This is a genomic window from Sulfurimonas hydrogeniphila (genome assembly GCF_009068765.1).
Classification (GTDB): Bacteria; Campylobacterota; Campylobacteria; order Campylobacterales; family Sulfurimonadaceae; genus Sulfurimonas; species Sulfurimonas hydrogeniphila.
In genome coordinates this window covers 52,807-71,714 of the sequence record NZ_CP035534.1, presented here as the reverse complement: position 1 = coordinate 71,714, position 18,908 = coordinate 52,807, and the positions used below count along the sequence as shown (strand labels likewise).

Annotated in this window: 19 protein-coding genes and 2 pseudogenes; 13 read left to right on the top strand and 8 right to left on the bottom strand. The window is 37.7% G+C overall.

Features of this window, described 5'->3' with window-relative positions; all coding sequences use genetic code 11:
• Position 1 precedes the first annotated feature (1 nt).
• From ETP70_RS00365 to ETP70_RS00320, 12 genes and pseudogenes are all read left to right on the top strand, one after another.
• The gene (locus tag ETP70_RS00365; RefSeq protein ID WP_151899306.1) at positions 2-1,048 is read left to right on the top strand and encodes a DUF6781 family protein; all 1,047 of its coding nucleotides are present in this window, start codon (positions 2-4) and stop codon (positions 1,046-1,048) included.
• A 95-nt stretch (positions 1,049-1,143) separates the two neighbouring features.
• Positions 1,144-1,743 (top strand): DUF2231 domain-containing protein, encoded by a 600-nt coding sequence (locus ETP70_RS00360; RefSeq protein WP_151899305.1) that lies wholly within the window; start codon positions 1,144-1,146, stop codon positions 1,741-1,743.
• 3 nt (positions 1,744-1,746) lie between these two features.
• On the top strand, positions 1,747-1,884 hold the full coding sequence (locus tag ETP70_RS12335) for a hypothetical protein (RefSeq protein WP_188110006.1): 138 nt from the start codon (positions 1,747-1,749) through the stop codon (positions 1,882-1,884).
• Positions 1,884-2,153 (top strand): hypothetical protein, encoded by a 270-nt coding sequence (locus tag ETP70_RS00355; RefSeq protein WP_151899304.1) that lies wholly within the window; start codon positions 1,884-1,886, stop codon positions 2,151-2,153. The genes ETP70_RS12335 and ETP70_RS00355 overlap by 1 nt, the downstream gene beginning before the upstream one ends.
• A gap of 277 nt (positions 2,154-2,430) precedes the next feature.
• Positions 2,431-3,342 (top strand): annotated as a pseudogene (locus ETP70_RS00350) (molybdopterin-dependent oxidoreductase); the annotation flags it as partial.
• Between the two features lie 86 nt (positions 3,343-3,428).
• Positions 3,429-3,614, top strand: a pseudogene (locus ETP70_RS12790) (sulfite dehydrogenase); the annotation flags it as partial.
• A gap of 161 nt (positions 3,615-3,775) precedes the next feature.
• On the top strand, positions 3,776-4,933 hold the full coding sequence (locus tag ETP70_RS00345; protein WP_230973281.1) for a c-type cytochrome: 1,158 nt from the start codon (positions 3,776-3,778) through the stop codon (positions 4,931-4,933).
• A 17-nt stretch (positions 4,934-4,950) separates the two neighbouring features.
• On the top strand, positions 4,951-5,403 hold the full coding sequence (locus ETP70_RS00340; protein WP_188110005.1) for a thiosulfate oxidation carrier protein SoxY: 453 nt from the start codon (positions 4,951-4,953) through the stop codon (positions 5,401-5,403).
• Positions 5,404-5,451: 48 nt separating this feature from the next.
• Entirely contained in the window at positions 5,452-5,766 is a 315-nt protein-coding gene (gene soxZ, locus ETP70_RS00335) for a thiosulfate oxidation carrier complex protein SoxZ (protein ID WP_151899302.1), read from the top strand.
• Between the two features lie 97 nt (positions 5,767-5,863).
• Positions 5,864-6,307 carry an MOSC domain-containing protein gene (locus ETP70_RS00330; RefSeq protein WP_151899301.1) on the top strand — a complete coding sequence of 148 codons (444 nt, stop codon included), beginning with the start codon at positions 5,864-5,866 and terminating at the stop codon, positions 6,305-6,307.
• A 91-nt stretch (positions 6,308-6,398) separates the two neighbouring features.
• Positions 6,399-7,367 carry a DUF302 domain-containing protein gene (locus ETP70_RS00325; RefSeq protein ID WP_151899300.1) on the top strand — a complete coding sequence of 323 codons (969 nt, stop codon included), beginning with the start codon at positions 6,399-6,401 and terminating at the stop codon, positions 7,365-7,367.
• A gap of 22 nt (positions 7,368-7,389) precedes the next feature.
• Positions 7,390-8,130, top strand: a complete 741-nt coding sequence (locus ETP70_RS00320; protein WP_151899299.1) for a DUF4395 domain-containing protein — start codon at positions 7,390-7,392, stop codon at positions 8,128-8,130.
• A 3-nt stretch (positions 8,131-8,133) separates the two neighbouring features.
• Here ETP70_RS00320 and aroC read toward each other — a convergent pair whose 3' ends face one another.
• From aroC to ETP70_RS00280, 8 genes are all read right to left on the bottom strand, one after another.
• Positions 8,134-9,207, bottom strand: a complete 1,074-nt coding sequence (gene aroC, locus ETP70_RS00315) for a chorismate synthase (RefSeq protein ID WP_151899298.1) — start codon at positions 9,205-9,207, stop codon at positions 8,134-8,136.
• Positions 9,204-9,887: a ribonuclease III gene (rnc, locus tag ETP70_RS00310; RefSeq protein ID WP_151899297.1), complete on the bottom strand. Its 684-nt coding sequence runs from the start codon at positions 9,885-9,887 to the stop codon at positions 9,204-9,206. The genes aroC and rnc overlap by 4 nt, the downstream gene beginning before the upstream one ends.
• Positions 9,888-9,900: 13 nt before the next feature.
• The gene (rnhA, locus tag ETP70_RS00305) at positions 9,901-10,335 is read right to left on the bottom strand and encodes a ribonuclease HI (protein ID WP_151899296.1); all 435 of its coding nucleotides are present in this window, start codon (positions 10,333-10,335) and stop codon (positions 9,901-9,903) included.
• Positions 10,310-11,356 carry a tetratricopeptide repeat protein gene (locus tag ETP70_RS00300; protein ID WP_151899295.1) on the bottom strand — a complete coding sequence of 349 codons (1,047 nt, stop codon included), beginning with the start codon at positions 11,354-11,356 and terminating at the stop codon, positions 10,310-10,312. The genes rnhA and ETP70_RS00300 overlap by 26 nt, the downstream gene beginning before the upstream one ends.
• Positions 11,353-11,823 (bottom strand): hypothetical protein, encoded by a 471-nt coding sequence (locus tag ETP70_RS00295; RefSeq protein ID WP_151899294.1) that lies wholly within the window; start codon positions 11,821-11,823, stop codon positions 11,353-11,355. Before ETP70_RS00295 ends, ETP70_RS00300 begins: the two co-directional genes overlap by 4 nt.
• Positions 11,824-11,915: 92 nt before the next feature.
• A complete protein-coding gene (locus ETP70_RS00290) occupies positions 11,916-12,980 on the bottom strand; it encodes a YeiH family protein (RefSeq protein ID WP_151899293.1) in 1,065 nt (354 codons plus the stop codon).
• A 134-nt stretch (positions 12,981-13,114) separates the two neighbouring features.
• Entirely contained in the window at positions 13,115-14,560 is a 1,446-nt protein-coding gene (ccoG, locus tag ETP70_RS00285) for a cytochrome c oxidase accessory protein CcoG (protein ID WP_151899292.1), read from the bottom strand.
• 17 nt (positions 14,561-14,577) lie between these two features.
• Positions 14,578-15,213 (bottom strand): recombinase family protein, encoded by a 636-nt coding sequence (locus ETP70_RS00280; RefSeq protein WP_151899291.1) that lies wholly within the window; start codon positions 15,211-15,213, stop codon positions 14,578-14,580.
• 200 nt (positions 15,214-15,413) lie between these two features.
• Here ETP70_RS00280 and metH point away from each other — a divergent pair, with 200 nt between their 5' ends.
• The gene (gene metH, locus ETP70_RS00275) at positions 15,414-18,902 is read left to right on the top strand and encodes a methionine synthase (RefSeq protein WP_151899290.1); all 3,489 of its coding nucleotides are present in this window, start codon (positions 15,414-15,416) and stop codon (positions 18,900-18,902) included.
• Positions 18,903-18,908 lie beyond the last annotated feature (6 nt).

The window sequence follows — 18,908 nt, the reverse complement described above, 5'->3', positions numbered from 1 at the left end:
CATGGATCAAAATCAAACCCTGCAAACAAAACTCAAAGAAGCATACAGTCATAAATTTAAAAGTATAGAAAAAAGAATCGGACATGCATTGTCCGATGCAAAAGTAGATCTGAAAAACATCTCACTGGATGAGATGAAAGCCTTAACAAATACTTTTGTTGAAGAAGAAACACATACTTTGAAAGAAGAGGTTGAAAAGCTTTTGGAACAAAAAGAAGCCATCGAAAGAGCTTTGCACAAAAAATCAGAAGAGCTGCAAATAGCAAAATATGAGGTTTTCAATGCTATTGAAGAGCAACTCAAAGATGACAAAGCTGTTCATATGTTACATCAAATCAAACTGCAGTCCATTGATCTGTATGATATGCTCAGCGAAATGGTGGAATCAGCCATTATTACAGCACTGGAAAAAGATACAGACGGTGATGTAAACGAATCAATCAAAGAGGTTATAAAAGATATTACCTTTGAGTCTATAAAAGAAGGTTCTCTCAATACAATACGTGTGAGAAAAATCCTCTCCACAATTCTTGCAACGACTATAGAAGTTGCAGAAGCAACACCGACAAGAGCCCAAGAGATTCTCTCTGCCACACTCAAAGGTATGCGAAGCGGATTGATCAAATCTATTGACAGATTTAAACAAAGAGTTGCATTTATGCCTGTAGAAGCCAAACATATACTTATCGAAGACTATGATACTATCATAGAAGATTTGCATCAGACAGATACACTTTTTTCACAGATAATCATCACGCAGGCTTCCCAAAGTTCACAATACATTAAAAAAATCCTTCTCGAACTTAACAAAGAAATGCGTTATGATCTCGAAGAGCTTATTCTTATCTCCAAAGAAACAGCTGAAGTTATCAAAGAAAAGTTTTCTGCCTTTGCAAAAATTGCAGCCAAGAAAGCAGACAATGCCCTGCATTCGCCAAAGGCACAGGAAGCCAAAAAAATGGGCATACAGGCATGGGAAGTTGCCCGGGCAGCACTTGGCAGTGCAATAAAGTCAGCCAAAGATGCGATGGAAAAAAAAGATAGATAAATTTCATCTTAAGATAATTTATTATTATAATTAACTAAAAAATAAATTTGAATGTTTTAATATAATTTTCTAAACTCAAATACAAAGGATTTACTATGATGTTACACCCTGCAACCGTACACTTTGCGATGGCTTTACCTGTAGTTGCTTCAGTTTTTGGACTTGTTTATCTTTACAGCAAAAGTGAAATGATGTCGAAAACTTCTCTTATAATGACACTTGCGGCAGCACTTGCAATGACAGTAGCCTGGTATACAGGGAATCAGGCCGGACCGGAAATTTTTGATTATCTGAGCAAAGCCGGTAAAGAAGAACTCCTGGAACATAAAGAGCTTGGGCTGTATCTGGCAATAGCAACGGGTATTATCGCATTGGTGCAGATAGTCGGATATAAAATGAAAAATTTTGCTGTGCAGGCATTGGCCATTCTTCTTTTACTTGCAGCAACAGCAACAACACTTTTGCAAGGAAAACACGGTGGAGAAATAGTTTACAACTACGGTATGCCTTTTAAAGCCTATATGATAGAAGATTCTCTCCATGAAGCAACAGCTAATGCTGAAGCCACTGAGGACTGTGATGAAAAAGTGGAAGCCTATGAAGACGCAATAGATGAGATTAGTTCACTTTCAGAAGAAGTGGATGCTATTTATGGCAATACACCAAAAACCCAAGAAGAAGATGATGACGAGTAGATAATGCAAAAGATTAATGAAGATGCAAAAAAAAAGATGCAAAAAGCATTTGAAAAATACAAACAGGACAAGAACTCTGTAAAAGAGTTCTATCCTTGCACACAAAAACTTTCAAACTGGCTTAACGAAAAGGCCAAATGATGCAAATACTATGCACTGACCTGTTTGAAAAACAGCTACAGGATATTTTGCAAAAATTCGCAAAAGAAGATTTTATGGCAACAAAAAACTTTAAAATGTATTTGGATACTGTAATAATCAATATTCCGACAAAAGCACAAAAATACAAGCAGTCTGTCTATTTTAATGATGAAAACATAAAAGACCTTGAGCACCAGGGATTTATAATACCGTTTTTCATTGACAAAGCCTCTGAAACCTATCTTGTGCTGGGTATAGTTGAAAAATAATTTTTATTATCTAATAAGTTTATGTTATTCCAAAAATAACCTGTACAAATATTATTTTTAGTTATATATGGAGAGTGTTTCAATAAGTAACCAATTAGTGCATTTTAGGTGCTAATATCACATTTTTGTCTCATTTTTTTGTATAATACCTTTTGCTATGTATTTATAATTTAAGCATACAATGGCATAATACAAATCAGCAATTATTTGTATTGCCTGGAAATTAATGAGATATTAAAAGTATTAAACAGAATAACAACTTACCAAGGAGAACATTGTGGATATAAAAAAATCTCAACAAGATGTAGAGTCTGCTACTGACAACAGTAACGACTCAAGTCTTGGCAGAAGAGACTTTTTCAGAAAAACAGCTGCATTATCTGTAACTGCACTTGCTGGAACTTCTCTGCTGGCATCAGAAGAAGCAGGCGATCCCGCTATTTTAGAACCTACACCGTGGGGAACAAAATGGGGAGATCCTGTAACAAAGAATCTTTACGGAATGCCATCCAAGTATGAGCATAACGTAACAAGAAGATACACGAAGCTCCTTGCTTCGGGTAACTTCAGAGCATCTATTGCGGTTACGCCTTTACAAGAGTCAAGCGGAATCATCACACCAAACGGCCTCTTTTTCAGTCGTTGTCACGGTGGTGTGGCACATATTGACCCGAATGAGCACAGACTTATGATTACCGGTTTGGTTGAAAAACCTCTGGTTCTTACTATGAAACAGCTGAAGCGCTACCCAAGTGTAACACGTACTCACTTTATTGAGTGTCCTGCAAACGGCGGTCAAGAATGGAGAGGTCCACAATACAACTCTTTACAGTTTGCAAAAGGCTTTATGTCCTGTGCAGAATGGACAGGTGTTTACATTAAAGACATCCTCAAAGACCTGGGTGTAAAAAAAGAGGCACTGTGGATGCTTGCAGAAGGCGGAGACTCCTCAAAAATGGGTCGAACCATTCCAATGGAAAAAGTCTGGGATGATGCCATGATTGTATGGGGTCAAAATGGTGAAGCACTGCGTCCTGAACAAGGATATCCGATTCGTTTACTTGTTCCGGGCTGGGAAGGCAATCTCTGTGTAAAATGGCTAAGACGTTTAGACTTCGCAAGTGAGCCTTGGTACTGTAAAGAAGAAACATCTAAATACACAGTCTTGAAACCAACCGGAAAGGCTATCCAACACTTCTATGCAAATGAAGTAAACTCAACAGTAACTTCTCCGTCTCCGGAAATTGACTGGACAGACCTGGAAGATGGTGGGAAATGGGAACAATTACAGGTGTGGATCTCTCTTTTGACGGTGGAAGAAATTATGTTGAAGCAAAACTCAAAGGTTTGGTTCTTCCTAAATGCTGGACACGCTGGAGCTATATGCATACATACAAAAAAGGACAGGAACTCTTCCTTACTTCTCGTGCCAGAGATGATGCAGGATACATCCAACCGACAGTTGACCAGGAAATTCTTACTGTAGGTGTAGAAGCTGTGTACCATAGAAATGCAGTGGAAACATGGAAAGTTGAAAAAGACGGAAAGATAACTCACGTTGAAGTACGTTCTCAATTAGGGCGTAAAGCAAATGGCGAGTTAGTAATAGAAGGAAAAGCGTAATGATGTTTACATTAAATAAAAAATTATTAATTTCAATTTCTACTGCAGCTGTATTGTCACTGGGACTTTCTGCATGTGTGGAAAATGCTTCACCTGCAGGTTCAAATGTGCCTACAAAAGCTTCTATTGACGGTGGAGTAGACTATCCTGTTGTAAACGGAAAAACAGGACCATACTATGTCAATACAAATGCGCATAATGCAGATGTAAAATATGGCCGTACTCCGACAAAAGCGGAATATGATGAGTGGAATTCTGATGTCATGGCTGACGGTACCGGTTTACCGGAAGGTCAGGGAAGTGTAGAAGAAGGCGAAAATATTTATGAAGCAAAATGTGTCATGTGTCATGGTGACTTTGGTTCAGGCGGCGGTGGCTATCCTGCTTTATCCAAAGGAAATGCCTATGAATTGCATAAAACATTAACAAATCAAAGAATCAAACCAGATACTGACGGTCCAGTACGTGTTTTTGGTACATACTGGCCACAGGCAAGTACTCTATGGTGGTACATCAAAGATGCGATGCCTCATCCGTTGACTGACAGTCTCAGTGATGATGAAGTATATGCTTTGGTTGCATATATATTAAATGCCAATGAAATGGAAATAGACGGTGTGGAAGTTGATGATGAGTATGTACTTAATCGTGAAAAATTCCTAAAAATAAAAATGCCAAACAGAGACGGATTTGAACCGGATATCGCTGGTCCGAATGGTCCTGAAAATGTACGTAAGTATTATGCAAATGCAAAAAACTTTGGCGGACAGAAATATGATGTCAAAAACCCTGCATCAAGATGTATGAAAAACTGCCAGGAACCGACTGCAAAAGTTGTTTATATAAAAGGTGCCGGAATCAGTGACTTTCATCCGCCTTTGTCTGCAGTAAGAGATCTTCCAAAAGAGAAAGAAGAGAGCAGTTTTGATGCGAAAAAAGCATATGCGGCAAACTGTGCAATGTGCCATGACACAGGTGCTGCTCCAGCACCTGGGGACAAGTCCGCATGGGCACCGTTGCTTGTAAAAGGAATGGATAAAGTATATGAAAATGGTTTAAAAGGGACTGATACAGGAATGCCTCCTAAAGGCGGTTCATCACTCTCTGACAAACAATTCAAATCAGTTGTTGACTATATTATCAACCAAAGTAAATAAACAAAAAGGATAAAATGATGGAAAGAAGAAAATTTTTAAGCATGACTTTAGGCGCACTGGCGTTAGCGGTTGTACCGGCAAGTGTAAGAGCAGAAGACTACAGAAAACTCAAACCGACTGTATGGACAGCAAAAACTGTTGATGATGCTATAAAAGCAATGTATGGTTCAAATGCATTAACAATGGAAGGCGTGAAACTTACTGCTCCTGATGTTGCAAGTAACGGTGGTGCAATTCCGGTTGATTTTTCAACTGACAAAGATGTAAAAACAATTTCTGTATTTCAAGATGCAAATCCGGAAGCAGCAGTACTTGTCGTAGAAACAAACAAGTACAGTGTAAACAAATATTCTATTAAAATCAAAATGGCTAAATCCGGTACGATAACAATCGTTGCTGAGGGTAAAGACGGCAAACTATACGCTGCTAAGAAAACTCTTGATGTTGCTCTTGGTGGATGTGAAGGATAATTCCTTCTCATTTTGATACAAAAAAAATAAAATAAATAAGGAAATACAATGGCTGGAATTAAAGTAAAAGCAAAATTAAAAGGCGGTGTTGTTAAAGTTAAAGCAATGGTTAAACATCAAATGATGACTTACAATATGGCAGAAAAGAAAACCGGTAGCAGAGATAACGCAAACTTTATTACTCATTTAACTGCTACAGTCAATGGTGAGACTGTTTTAGATATGTCTACTTCACAATTCTTATCTAAAAATCCTATTTTCAAATTTCAATTTAAAGGAATTGGTAAAAAAGGTGATAAGGTTGAAATGTTAGCAGTTGACCTTAAAGGTAAAACTTACAAAGGCAAAGGTAAAATTAAATAATTTTACCCTCTTTTTTAAGAGCCAATTACTACATTGGCTCTCATACTCTCAATTTTTTACAACAACTACAACAAATACAAATAATGAGCAAAAACAGATGAAGAAAAACCTGCAGGGTAAAGTTCTGAAATTATTCATCACAAAAAATGATACAGATAAAACAAGAATAAACACCTCTCATATAGATGCCGACGAACACGGAATTCTAAATGACAAATTTTACAATAAAAATGATCAAAGAGCTATTTTAATTACCTCTATCCAAAGCTACAATATGGCATATGATACAAACATAAACCTATCAGACGGAGCACTGGGCGAAAATATTTTAATTGATATCAACCCCTACCATTTAAATACAGGGGAGACCTTTACAATAGGTGATACAACATTGGAAATAACACAAAACTGCACTCTGTGCAAAGGCTTGTCCATCATAAACCCAAAGTTGCCTAAACTGCTAAAAAACGACAGAGGTATATTTGCAAAAATAATAAGTGGTCCTTGCGTAATTAAAGTCGGAGATACAGTAAGTATTTGACTCTATTAATATTATTTATATAACAATAATGATAAAGTTACACTGTATAAATTTAATCCGTATTATGCAATAGAAAACTCAAGGAGACTAAGTGAAAAAGATATACACTCTGATAATGGTTGTTTTAGCAACGCTGTCTATTAACGGCTGTAATGCTACATCTACCGCAACACCTTCCAAACCTGTCCAAACACAGGATGTGCAGGTTTTTACAACACACAATACAAACAAAAAGGTTACTCCCAAAACAATAGAAGCTGCTTTTGATGCCATTGGACTGAGTGTTCCCGGAAACAATGATATGAATAAGCCGTTTAAAACCAGATTTGGTAAAGTGCATTATAAAACTTACAACCTTGCTATGTATATAAACAGTGAACTCACATATAAGATTATCAAGAAATATCCAAAATTTGGTGCATTGACACCTTTAACTATGTCTATCTGGGAAGACAGAGACGGCAATATGAATATAGCAACCTTGACGCTCAACGGAATGTCAAGAGCGACAGGTATCCCGAAAAATGATCCGGATCTAATAGAATATGCTGCTTTGATACAAACAGGACTGAAAAAAGCAATGCCAGACGGACATTTTAAAGACTTAAATTACACTGTAAAATTTCCAAAAAAATCATTTGCAATTGATATGGCCACAGAAGTAAAGACCGACCTGCCAATGGAAGACTATATAGAAGATTTTGAAGCAGAATTTGAAGGTGAATTAGAACCTTTGGGATTTTTGTTTCCAAACTATACTAATCTGCAAGAAGAAATATTTGATGATTACGATTTTCATGAATATGATTTTTTTCATACATATTCCATTTGCAAATTTGATGTAATATACCCTGTTTCAAAACTTCATCCCGAAGCAGGTGCCTGGGCACCGTGTTCTTTTTATCTTTACAAGAAAAAAAATGAATCAAAGATGTATATGGGATTTTTGGGTGTTGAAAACTGGATAAATACACTCGACATACAAGACGAAGAATCTATCCGTCCGTTAAAAGAGGCCCAGGGGATGATTGTCAAAATTTTAAAAGAAATGACAGAATAATTATTACAACTAAAGGTATTTTATGAATTTAAAAAGTTTTTTACTAGACTACGGAGAAAGAGTTCCGGGTTATGATGTAACCGTCATTAACGAGCGTGAGGCAAGAGCTGCTGCTGGCATACTTGGCTTGCTGGGAATGCTTGTAATTTTTATAGGAATAGGATTTGGACATGTCATCGTAGCAAGAGTCTACTTGACATTTTTGTTTATTGACTTTACAGCAAGGATGATTTCTCCCAAATACTCGCCCTCTTTACTGCTGGGAAAACTGGCTGTACAAAATCAAAAACCGGAATATGTAGGCGGTCTCCAAAAACGCTTTGCCTGGACTCTTGGCTGGCTGATATCTTTGCCTATGATGCAATGGTTTGTTCTCAACTGGGATATTACTTTTTACAAAGTACTCATCTGTGTACTGTGCCTTGCATTAATGTTTCTCGAAAGTGCTTTTTCGATATGTGTAGGCTGTATGATTTACAAGTTTATCACAAGAAAAAATCCAACACTCTGCCCGGGCGGAACCTGTGAAATGCGAATAAAAGAACCTATACAGAGATTTAATCCTATACAAAAAGCAGTAGCAGGTATAACAATCATTGCCCTTATCAGCGGTATTTATCTTGCTTTGGCAAAATTAGAACCAAAGACATTTTTCGGTGCGTTTCTTCATGAAGCCGTCTTAACAAAACAACAACTCCAAAAAGAAGAAGAATTAAAGTATCAAAAAGCAATGGAAAAAGAATTTGGAGATGATGATTTTTAAATATTATTTATAATATTTAATGACACCATCCATTTTTGAACCCATATTGAGCAGTATCATATCAGCTATAACCAAAGCAGCCATTGATTCACATACAATAGTACCGCGAATAGCAACACAAGGATCATGCCTGCCTTTGAGTGAAAAATCAACTTCTTCATTTGCTGTTGTAACAGTATGCTGCTCTTTGAAAATAGATGGCGTTGGTTTAAAATAGACATTAAGCACTATATCTTCCCCGTTACTGATACCACCGAGTATTCCACCCGAATGATTGGATTCAAATCCGTTTGCACGTATCTGATCATTGTTTTGGGAACCGTGTACCTTGGCACTCAATACACCATCTCCAATCTCAACAGCTTTTACAGCATTAATACCCATCATAGCATCCGCTAAAACAGCGTCTAGTTTATAGTAAAGAGGCTGTCCCAAACCTACGGGTGTGCCTTTGATGAGAACACGCGAAACACCGCCGACAGAATCATGCTCCTCTTTTGCTTTAAGTATTGCTGCTTTTTGTGCTTCTTCTTTATTGGCATCAAGTGCATAAATTACACTTTTCTTCGCACCTTCATAATTAAAATCTTCTGCCTGTATGCCTGCAACTTCACTGATACCGCTAAGCACTGTAATACCAAGCTCTTGAAGCATTAGTTTTGCAATAGCCCCTGCTGCTACTCTTGCAGCAGTCTCTCTCGCAGAGCTGCGCCCCCCGCCTCTGTAGTCTCGTATACCATATTTGTGAAAATAGGTAAAATCTGCATGCCCGGGACGAAACACATCTTTTATATTTGTATAGTCTTTGGATTTTTGGTTTGTATTGTATATAACCATTGCAATTGGAGTACCTGTACTTTTTCCCTCAAACACACCGCTTAAGATTTCAACCTTGTCTGCTTCTTTTCTGGCGGTTTCAAATTTACTCTTTCCGGGTTTTCTTCTGTCAAGTTCACTTTGAATATATTCTTCATCAATATTCAAGCCCGCAGGAACACCATCCAAAAGGCAGCCTAATGCTTTTCCGTGAGACTCTCCAAATGTTGAAAATCGTAATTTCATTCCAAAACTGTTCACTTTTTTTCCTTATTTAACATATCTACAGCAACTCTCGCTGCCTCTTGTTGTGCAATTTTTTTACTCTTTCCCTTTGCTCTGGCATACTCTTTATCTTCTATAAATACACCCACTTCAAATTCTTTTTGATGATCAGGACCACGTGATGCCAAAACTTTATACTCCGGCGTTATCCCGAAGCGGGCCTGTGTCAATTCCTGAAGTGTTGTTTTAAAATCACGGAACAAAGAATCCAAAGAGATCTCATCATGATTTTTTTCTATTAAATCAATGGCTATTCTTCGTACTTCTGCCAAACCGGCTTCCAAATATATTGCACCCATTATAGCTTCAAAAGCATTTGAAAGCAGAGAAGATTTTTCGCGTCCGCCATTATTGTCTTCAGCATTTGAAAGCAGTATATAATCACCCAGATTCAAAGCCCGTGCCAGTTTGTCAAAACCTGTTTCATTGACCAGTGATGCTCGGATTTTGGAGAGTTTTCCTTCATCAGATGTCCGAAACTTTTTAAAAAGATACTCTCCGACCACAAGGTCCAATACGGCATCACCCAAAAATTCCAATCGCTCATTATCGTAGGGCTGCTTATAGCTTTTATGTGTCAGCGCTTCGATAATGAGCTTTTTGTCACGAAACTCATATCCTAATTTTTCTTCCAATGTCTTTATATTTTTATGCATAAATACCTTCTCCTCATTGTGTTAAAGCCTCTTTGGCTTTTTGCGCCGCTTCTTTTGCCAATACATCGCATCGCTCATTTTCTTCATGACCGTCATGTCCCCGTACCCATATGGCATGAATCTTATGCGGTTTTGCCACTTCTATGTATTCTTTCCATAAATCAGGGTTCTTTACTTTTTTAAAATCTCTTTTAATCCAGTTTTGCAACCACTCATTGATTCCTTTCACCACATAAGAGGAGTCAGAAATTATATCGACCTCACAAGGCTCCTTTAGAGCACGAAGCCCTTCTATTGCACCTTTGAGTTCCATTCTGTTATTTGTAGTATGGAGTTCCGAGCCCCAAAGCTCTTTTTCACTTTTACCATATCGCAAAATAACACCATAACCTCCAGGACCTGGATTTCCCAAGGCACTGCCGTCACTGAAAAGAGTTATTTTCTTCACTGAATTCCTTAGCGTAATCTTTACTTAAACTGTACTCCACTCTTGCTGTATCTATCGCATGACATGAACTGCAACGGCTGAAAGCAAAAGGATATGTCCCTTTACAGTTATCACACACATACTCAAAACTGAGTGTTGCATTTGATTTTCCCTCAAGTTTTATCAGCACATCAAGCTCAAATATACTGCTGTTGTATGCAAGTTTCACATCACCTCTTGCAGTATAAAGTTCCCGCAGATAGCCATTGTCTGTAATTATATCCAAATTCAAATCTTTTGAATCACATCGCCAGAAGAGTTCTGTCAAAAGTTCGCTTTTAGAGATGTCAATATTTTTCCAGGCAAGTTGCGGATCTACCTGAAAAATATAATCAAATATCAAATAAGCCAGACGATGAGTATTTTTATATATCTCCAACAACTTCTGGACTTTTTCTTCTTTTGTCATATTCGGCGAATCAAGAGCTTCCAAAACATGCAGATATGCACGTTCAAGAATAACATCTTCTTGAAGTTCATCCAACGGCTCTAAAACTTCCAAAGCGGATTTATAATCTTTCATATACTCATACACAAGAAGCAAATAATGCAAAGCTTCCGGTGTACGGGGATTCTTTTTCAGAATTTCTAAAAAAACCTGCTTGGAACGTTCTAAAAATCCTGCTTTAAAATATGTTTTTCCAAGTAAGAACATTGTTTCTCTCGTATTTCTTTTATTTCCGAGTTTTAATATTTCATTATATATCTCTATACTTTTTTCATAATCGCCGTTTTTATAGTATGCACTCGCAAGAAGCAGCCATGATTTTTCTGACAGCCCTCCTTCAGCTATTAAAATTTTCAATTCGTTATGTGATGGTAAGGTACGAAACTGTTCCAAAAATTTACTTATTTGTTTAGAGTCCTCTTTTCTTTTATATCTCCCCCACCAATAAGAAAAAAAAGTAATTATAAATATAATGGTAAAGAAAATAATAATGGAAAAAAGAGGGTCTCGAAACTCTATAAAAAAAGTATTCATGAATTATATACCACCAATCCGTAATCATTTTTCAAATTATAAAATATTGCATCCGAAGATATTTCCAAATCTTTGATTTTCCCTAACTGTACAATGGAATTTTTGTTCACTTTAATTCCATATTCTCTGAAAAATCTTTTTACATTTACAAATTTTACATCTTCGACAAACTTATACTCAAACTCTGTATGAAGTGCCATTTTATCACTTACGAACAAGTGTTCATTTACATGTAACTGATCTGATGCATATTTAATTGGCAAATACCCCGAAAGATCTGTTAGAATATTTTCAACATGTTCATGTTTTTTTGGAAGTGTCTGTTTTTGAATAAAAATATATTTATTATTCAATTTTAACGTTGGAGTGTTTTTCCAATATTTATAGGCAGGATTAGAAATCCCCAGTTTTACATAAACCTCTTTCCAAAGCCAAAAAGAGTTTAATGTATTTGGAATATATGACAAAATTAAACTCCTTGTGAACTAGTATAAATATTATATAATATTTATTTAAATAAGTATATTAAGAAGCTTCATTGCCAAAGCTGCAACAGCTGCTAAAGAGCAGCTGTTACAAACTTAGTCACCACAAAACCGCCTATAACCAGCCATGCAAACATCGCACCGGCAGTATACAGCGGTGCCAAACCAAGCCCTTTGAATTTGGAAAAGATTGTTCCCATACCCAGTGCTGTCATTGCCATCGTTAAAAGAAAAGTATCAATTGTATTGATAGTATCAACAATAGTATGCGGTACCAAATCTAAAGAGTTAAATCCGGCCATACCTATAAAATATACTGCAAACCAAGGGATAACAAGCTGTAATTTACCGCCAGATTTTCCCTCTTTTTTTGCCTGCATAGACAAATAAATTCCCAAAACAATAAGCATTGGTGCAATCATAATAACACGAGTCATTTTAACAATCACTGCAGAGTTTGCCATAATTTCAGGTGCACCTGGAATAGAAGCAGGCACGGCTACAACCTGTGCCACTTCATGAATAGTTCCACCCGTATAGATACCAAACTGTTCCGGAGTCATATGCAAAAATCCTGTTGCCGGCTCAATAATTGATGCATACAAAACAGGATACAAAAACATAGAAATTGTACCAAAGAGCACAACCATTGAAACCGCTACTGCAGTTTTATACCCTTCTGCTTTTAAAACAGGTTCTGTTGCAAGAACTGCTGCAGCACCACAGACAGAGGCACCTGCTGCTGTAAGCATTGATGTGTCTTTATCCATCTTAAACGCTTTTATACCTAAATATGTTCCCAGTAAAAAAGTCGTGGAAAGCATAATCAGTGAAACGGTAAAACCACTGAGCCCCACATCCATAATCTGCTGAAATGTTATACGAAAACCATAAAATACGATTGCAAAACGAAGAATTTTTTTGCCTGAAAACGTAATACCGGTTCCCCAGGCACTCGGAATATGGTTATGTAAAGTATTTGCATAAAAAATACCTAATACTATACCGATAACAAGAGGAGAGATGCCAAGTGATTTGACAAATGCAATTTGCGCTATTGATGTTGCAGCAGCTGCAAAAATTGCAACAAAGATGATACCTGAAACAGTACCTTTTCTATTTTCTTTTGAGAATGCCATAGTTATTACCTTTTATTATAAATTTATAAATAGAGGCGAATTATAGCAAATTTTATGCTGAGGAGAAAACAAATTATTTATTTGCGAAGAATTTGATAGAAATCACACCATGGTGTGATTTCTTATTATTAAATTTATTTTGAGTCTAAAAGGACATTCTCTTTAGGAAAGACGAAAATTGTATGTCTCATTACAGAAATAAGTTTGCTAGGCTTTCCGTCTTTATCCAAAGCATATGCATGAATAGTAATAGGAATAATAGTATCCTTGCGTTTGTCATCAACCAACATCTCTGTTGTTCTAAGTGTTACAATTTTTTTCTTTTTAACACCAGGTACCACTCTGAAAGGTTTTGACGGTTTTACTATTTGAATTTTCCCTTCCATTCCTTTTGGAGGAATAACTTCAAAGAAAAACTTCATTGGTTCATTCTCAGTATTTTGCAATAAAAAGACATAAGAGTTTTCAACTGCAAATTTATTATTTGCAAGATGCTTGACAGAATAAAGTCTTGTCTCTTTATTGATATTTAACAGCATATGCTCTTTTGTCGTACTCATATATCCAAGTGCAAACATAAGACCCACAAGTAAAACCATATATGCTATGATTTTTGGACGGAAATATTTTGTTTTTCCCTTTTTCTCAGCAATCTCATACTCACTTGACCATGTCACGAGTGATGGTTTTCCAAGTTTACCCATAACTGTTGTACAGGCATCAACACATTCCAGACAGTTTATACATTCAAGTTGCAGTCCCTCACGTATATCAATATGAGTAGGACAGACTGTTACACATTTTTCACATGTCGTACATTCGGCATTTGGTTCTGCTGCTTGCAACTCTTTTTGTTTTTCAAATTTTTTATGGTGATGCTCGTCATAGATATGTCCGCCTCTGTTAAAGTCATAAATCGCCATAACTGTGTGTTCATCATAGAGTACTGACTGTACACGGGAATATGGACAGACATAAATACAAAAATTTTCTTTTAAAAATACAATGTCATAAATCAAAAATGCTGCAATCCCTACAACAAAACCAATCATCGTCAAATGCTCTCCAGGATTACTTAAATACTGAAAAAAGGTCTCCGGTGGAACAAAATACCACATAAAATCGGCTCCTGCAATCAATGCAAGCACAGTCCATATCATAACAGCTATCGCTTTTTTTACTTTGTTTTCAGGTTTTGACATATCCGGTTCTTGCTGCTTGTTTCCGATACGTTTTCGTAAATGCAATAATTTTGTTTCAATCAAGTCACGATAAATGACACGAAACACAGTTTGCGGACATACCCATCCACAAAAAACACGACCGCCTAAAACTGTCATACCAAATATAGTAATAAAAAGAAGCATCAATAAAAATGGCATCAAATACAACTCTTGCATATCAAACTGCACAAAAGCAAGGTCCAGTTTCATTTTGTCAAAACTCAATAAAAAGAAGTGGTGTCCATTGACTTTAATCCATGGCAACACCAAAGCTACTATTGTCGCCAACGCATAAACATAATAGCGTTTAATTCTCCAAGGGGTAGGTATCTCTATACTTTTTTTCTTTTCACTCATCTATTTCTCCTATTAAATTAATCTGGACATACTATTGTATTAATAACCTGAGCTTCGGCATCTTCTTGAGTATGCGTCAGCAACGAACCCGAAGCTATCTGTTTTAACTCTCTTGATTCAATGTAATCTTTTAGTGAACTTCTACTGACATTTAAAAGACGTGCCATTTCACTTACACTTTTTTTCTCTCTTATATACTCTATAATCTCATTTAAATAAATATCAAACTTAGAACTGGATCTGCTTCCTTTTGGTCTCCCTATCATTCTTTTAGCATCATTTTTCAATTTTTGCCGGAGTTGATCCATAAGCCCTAAAATCAACATTGCACTGCTCTCTTGTGAAATTATAACAGAGTGTTTTATAATATGCACTTTATATTTATTTTTCAACAAACAACTTACCATTTGAATTAAATCTTCCATATTTGTAGTTAAAACCCAAACATCATATATAAGCAGTATAGCTTCTTCTTTAGATTGAAAATAAGATGTTACATTTATGCGATCTTCCAAACGTTTATTTTGCGATATGTAATCTACAAATTCATCATCAACAACAAGATTATTAGTCGTTGTGTAAGAATTTATATATTTCAACTGTTCATGTGCAGATAAAAAATTTTTATCCGGACGGATATAGGCAATAGTCATTTAACGATTAAACCTCTCTAATAATTGATTTTCATCGTCATTATACACTTATTTGACGATAAAAGTCAATATTTTTTTTTATTATTTCGTCATTTTAGCATTTCTCGAACTTAAAAAGTGAAATTTAGACTGATAATACAGCAAATTTTATATCCAATAATGTTAAAATAATAAAATATTTAAATAAAAAGATTTTATATATGACAACAAAACAATACATCTTGGAAACTATCAAAAAACGCCCGCTTATCATCGATGGGGCAATGGGTACACAACTGCAGCAGCGTGATGATCAAATTCCAAAAGAGGCATGGGAAGGGAATGAGGGATGCAATGAACTCTTAAATGTTACAGCTCCTGAAATTATGAATGATATTTTTCATGCCTATCTGACTGCCGGGGCTGATTTCATCACAACCAATACCTTTGGTTCTTTTTCCTGGGTTTTGGATGAATACAACATCGGCCACCGTGCATATGAACTGACACGTGCCGGAGCCGAACTTGTCAAAAAACAGTGTGAAGCTTTTTCAACACCGGAGCATCCCCGTTTTTGTCTTGGTTCTATCGGACCGGGAACAAAACTTCCTTCTCTCGGACATATCACGTATGATGAAATGTATGCAGGCTATACTGAATTTTGTCTCGCCCTTATCGACGGAGGAGTTGATGTATTTCTCATTGAAACGGCACAGGACCCACTGCAGATAAAGGCTGCTTTGCATGCCATTCAGGAAGCCTGCAGACAAAAAGAGGTCGAAATCCCCATCATGGTTTCTGTGACCATCGAACTCAGCGGAACAATGCTTATAGGAACAGATGCCGAAACCATTGCCACCATTATGGAGCCTTTTGATATTCTCTCTCTTGGTTTCAACTGTGGAACAGGACCTGAGCAGGTACTCAAACATGTCAAAACACTCAGTGAACTCTGGGGCAAACCAATCAGTGTGCATGCCAATGCCGGTCTGCCGCAAAACCGCGGAGGCTATACTTATTATCCGATGGGACCTGATGAATTTGTAGCACAACAGGAGAAATTTTTAGAGTATGACGGCGTAAGCTTTTTAGGCGGATGCTGCGGAACGACACCGCAACATATCCGTGCACTTGTCAACAAGGTCTCGAGTGTTGTTCCAAAACCGCCATCAGGTTCACAACAAAACTCTATCGCGTCACTCTTTAATACCGTACCGCTTATGCAGGAACCCGCACCGCTGCTTGTCGGAGAGCGTTCCAATGCAACCGGTTCAAAAGCTTTTCGCGAACTGCTTTTGGCAGAAGATTATGAAGGAACGCTTTCCGTTGCACAACAGCAGGTCCGTGCAGGCGCACATGTTCTTGATGTCAATGTCGGATTTGCGGGACGTGATGAAACAAAAGATATGACAGAAGTCATGGCAATGTATGCCCAAAAAATTGCCCTGCCGCTTATGCCCGATTCTACCCAGACAAAGGGGCTTGAAACTGCCCTCAAACATATCGGAGGCAAGCCGATTCTCAACTCTGTGAACCTGGAAGACGGTGAACCGAAATTTGATGCAGTTTGCCAGTTGGCAAAAAAATTCGGGGCGAGCCTTGTCTGTCTGACGATTGATGAAAAAGGAATGGCAAAGACTGTTGAAGACAAAATCAGAGTAGCAGAGCGCATTATCGACCTCGCAACAAACCGTCACGGCATCAAAAAAGAAGATCTGGTTTTTGATGTACTCACTTTTACTTTGGGTTCCGGAGATGAAGAGTATTTTGATGCAGGGATTAACACTATTGAAGCAATTCGCCAGCTTCGACAAAAACATCCCGAAGTCGGAGCCATCCTGGGGCTTTCAAATATCTCCTTTGGACTGGACAAAGATGCAAGACCCTATTTGAACTCTATGTTTTTGCATCATTGTGTTGAGGCGGGACTGACTTCTGTTATTATCAATGTAAAGCATATTATTCCCCTGAACAAGATTCCCAAAGAAGATCAGGAAATTTGTGATGATTTGATTTTTAACCGCAAACCAAACGGCGAAGCGCTCTTTACTTTTATAGAACATTTCTCCTCCAAAGAAGCAGTTGACAATGATGCGGTAGATGAAGCCTATCTCAAAATGAGCGATGAAGAGAAGATAGCCAAACTCCTGATGGACGGGGACAAAGACAGAATGATTCCTCTTGTGGAAGAGGCTCGTCACAAAATTGCTCCTGAAAAAATAGTCAATGAGATTCTCATAGATGCCATGAAAGTTGTCGGCGAACTTTTCGGTTCAGGGCAGATGCAGCTCCCTTTTGTGCTCCAATCGGCGGAGACAATGAAAAAAGCGGTTGATCACCTCAAACCCTATCTCCCAAAAATCGAAAAAGAGACAGATACGACACTTATTCTTGGAACCGTCAAAGGAGATGTTCATGATGTCGGCAAAAACCTTGTCGATATCATTCTCTCCAACAACGGCTACAAGGTCATCAATCTTGGTATAAAAGTAGAACTTGACAACTTTCTTGAAACATTGGAAAAATCAAATGCACAGGCTCTCGGTATGAGCGGTCTTTTGGTAAAATCAACACAGGTGATGCTTGAAAACTTAAATATTTTACAGGACAAAGGTATTAAAATTCCGATTCTTTTGGGTGGTGCAGCTCTTACACGTGCCTTTATAGATGATTTTTGCCGACCTGCGTATGACGGCCCTATTTTTTACTGCAAAGATGCTTTTGACGGTGTCACCGCCATGAGCCGCATAGAAGCCGGTAATCTTGATACCAATCTGCATCCTGATGCACCTGAAATAGAGCGTAAAGAAGTCAAAGAGGTTATTATCCCGCCGTTGTCTGAAATAAAAATGCCTTCACGGGATGTGCCCGTACCGACACCGCCGTTTTGGGGCAGACGCGAAATTAAACTTACCTCGCAGCAAATAGAGATGGCTTTTGAATGGATAAACCATAAAATACTTTTCAAATCCCGCTGGGGCTACTCCTCAAAAGGCATGACAAAAGAAGCCTACCAAAAACAGCTTGATGAAGTTGTATGGCCCGCCTATGAAAAACTCAAAAAGCGTTTTATAGACGAAAAACTTTTTGAGCCGACCATACTCTATGGCTACTGGCCATGCAGAAGCGATGATACCTCCCTTTTGATTTTTGATGAAAGCGAAGGCTGGTTCAAAGAAGAAGATATCAACCGCGAACCGCTTGAACACATCATAGGACGTGCCGAAGAAGTTTTTACCTTTCCGCGTCAGAGAAAAAAACCCCACCGCGCACTCAGTGACTTTTTTCATAATGACAGACATGATGTCATTGCCCTAACCTGTGTGAGTGCCGGCAGTAAAATCAGTGATGCGGAGCGCGAAATATATGACAGAGGCGATTATACGGAGTATTACCAGTTTCACGGACTGGGGGTTGAACTTGCTGAAGCCCTTGCCGAAATTGCCCATAAACAAATACGCCTTGATCTCAACATTGCAAAAGATGAAGGAAACACTCTCGCCGATGTACGCATGAACAGATATCAGGGAAGCCGCTACTCTTTTGGCTATGCGGCCTGCCCTGACTTGGAGCTCAACCGTCCTTTGTTTAATCTTTTAAAACCGGAAGAGTTTGGAATTGAACTGAGTGAAACATTTCAAATACACCCCGAGCAGTCAACTTCGGCACTTGTTGTATACCATCCTGAGGCTACATATTACAATGTGTAGCCGACA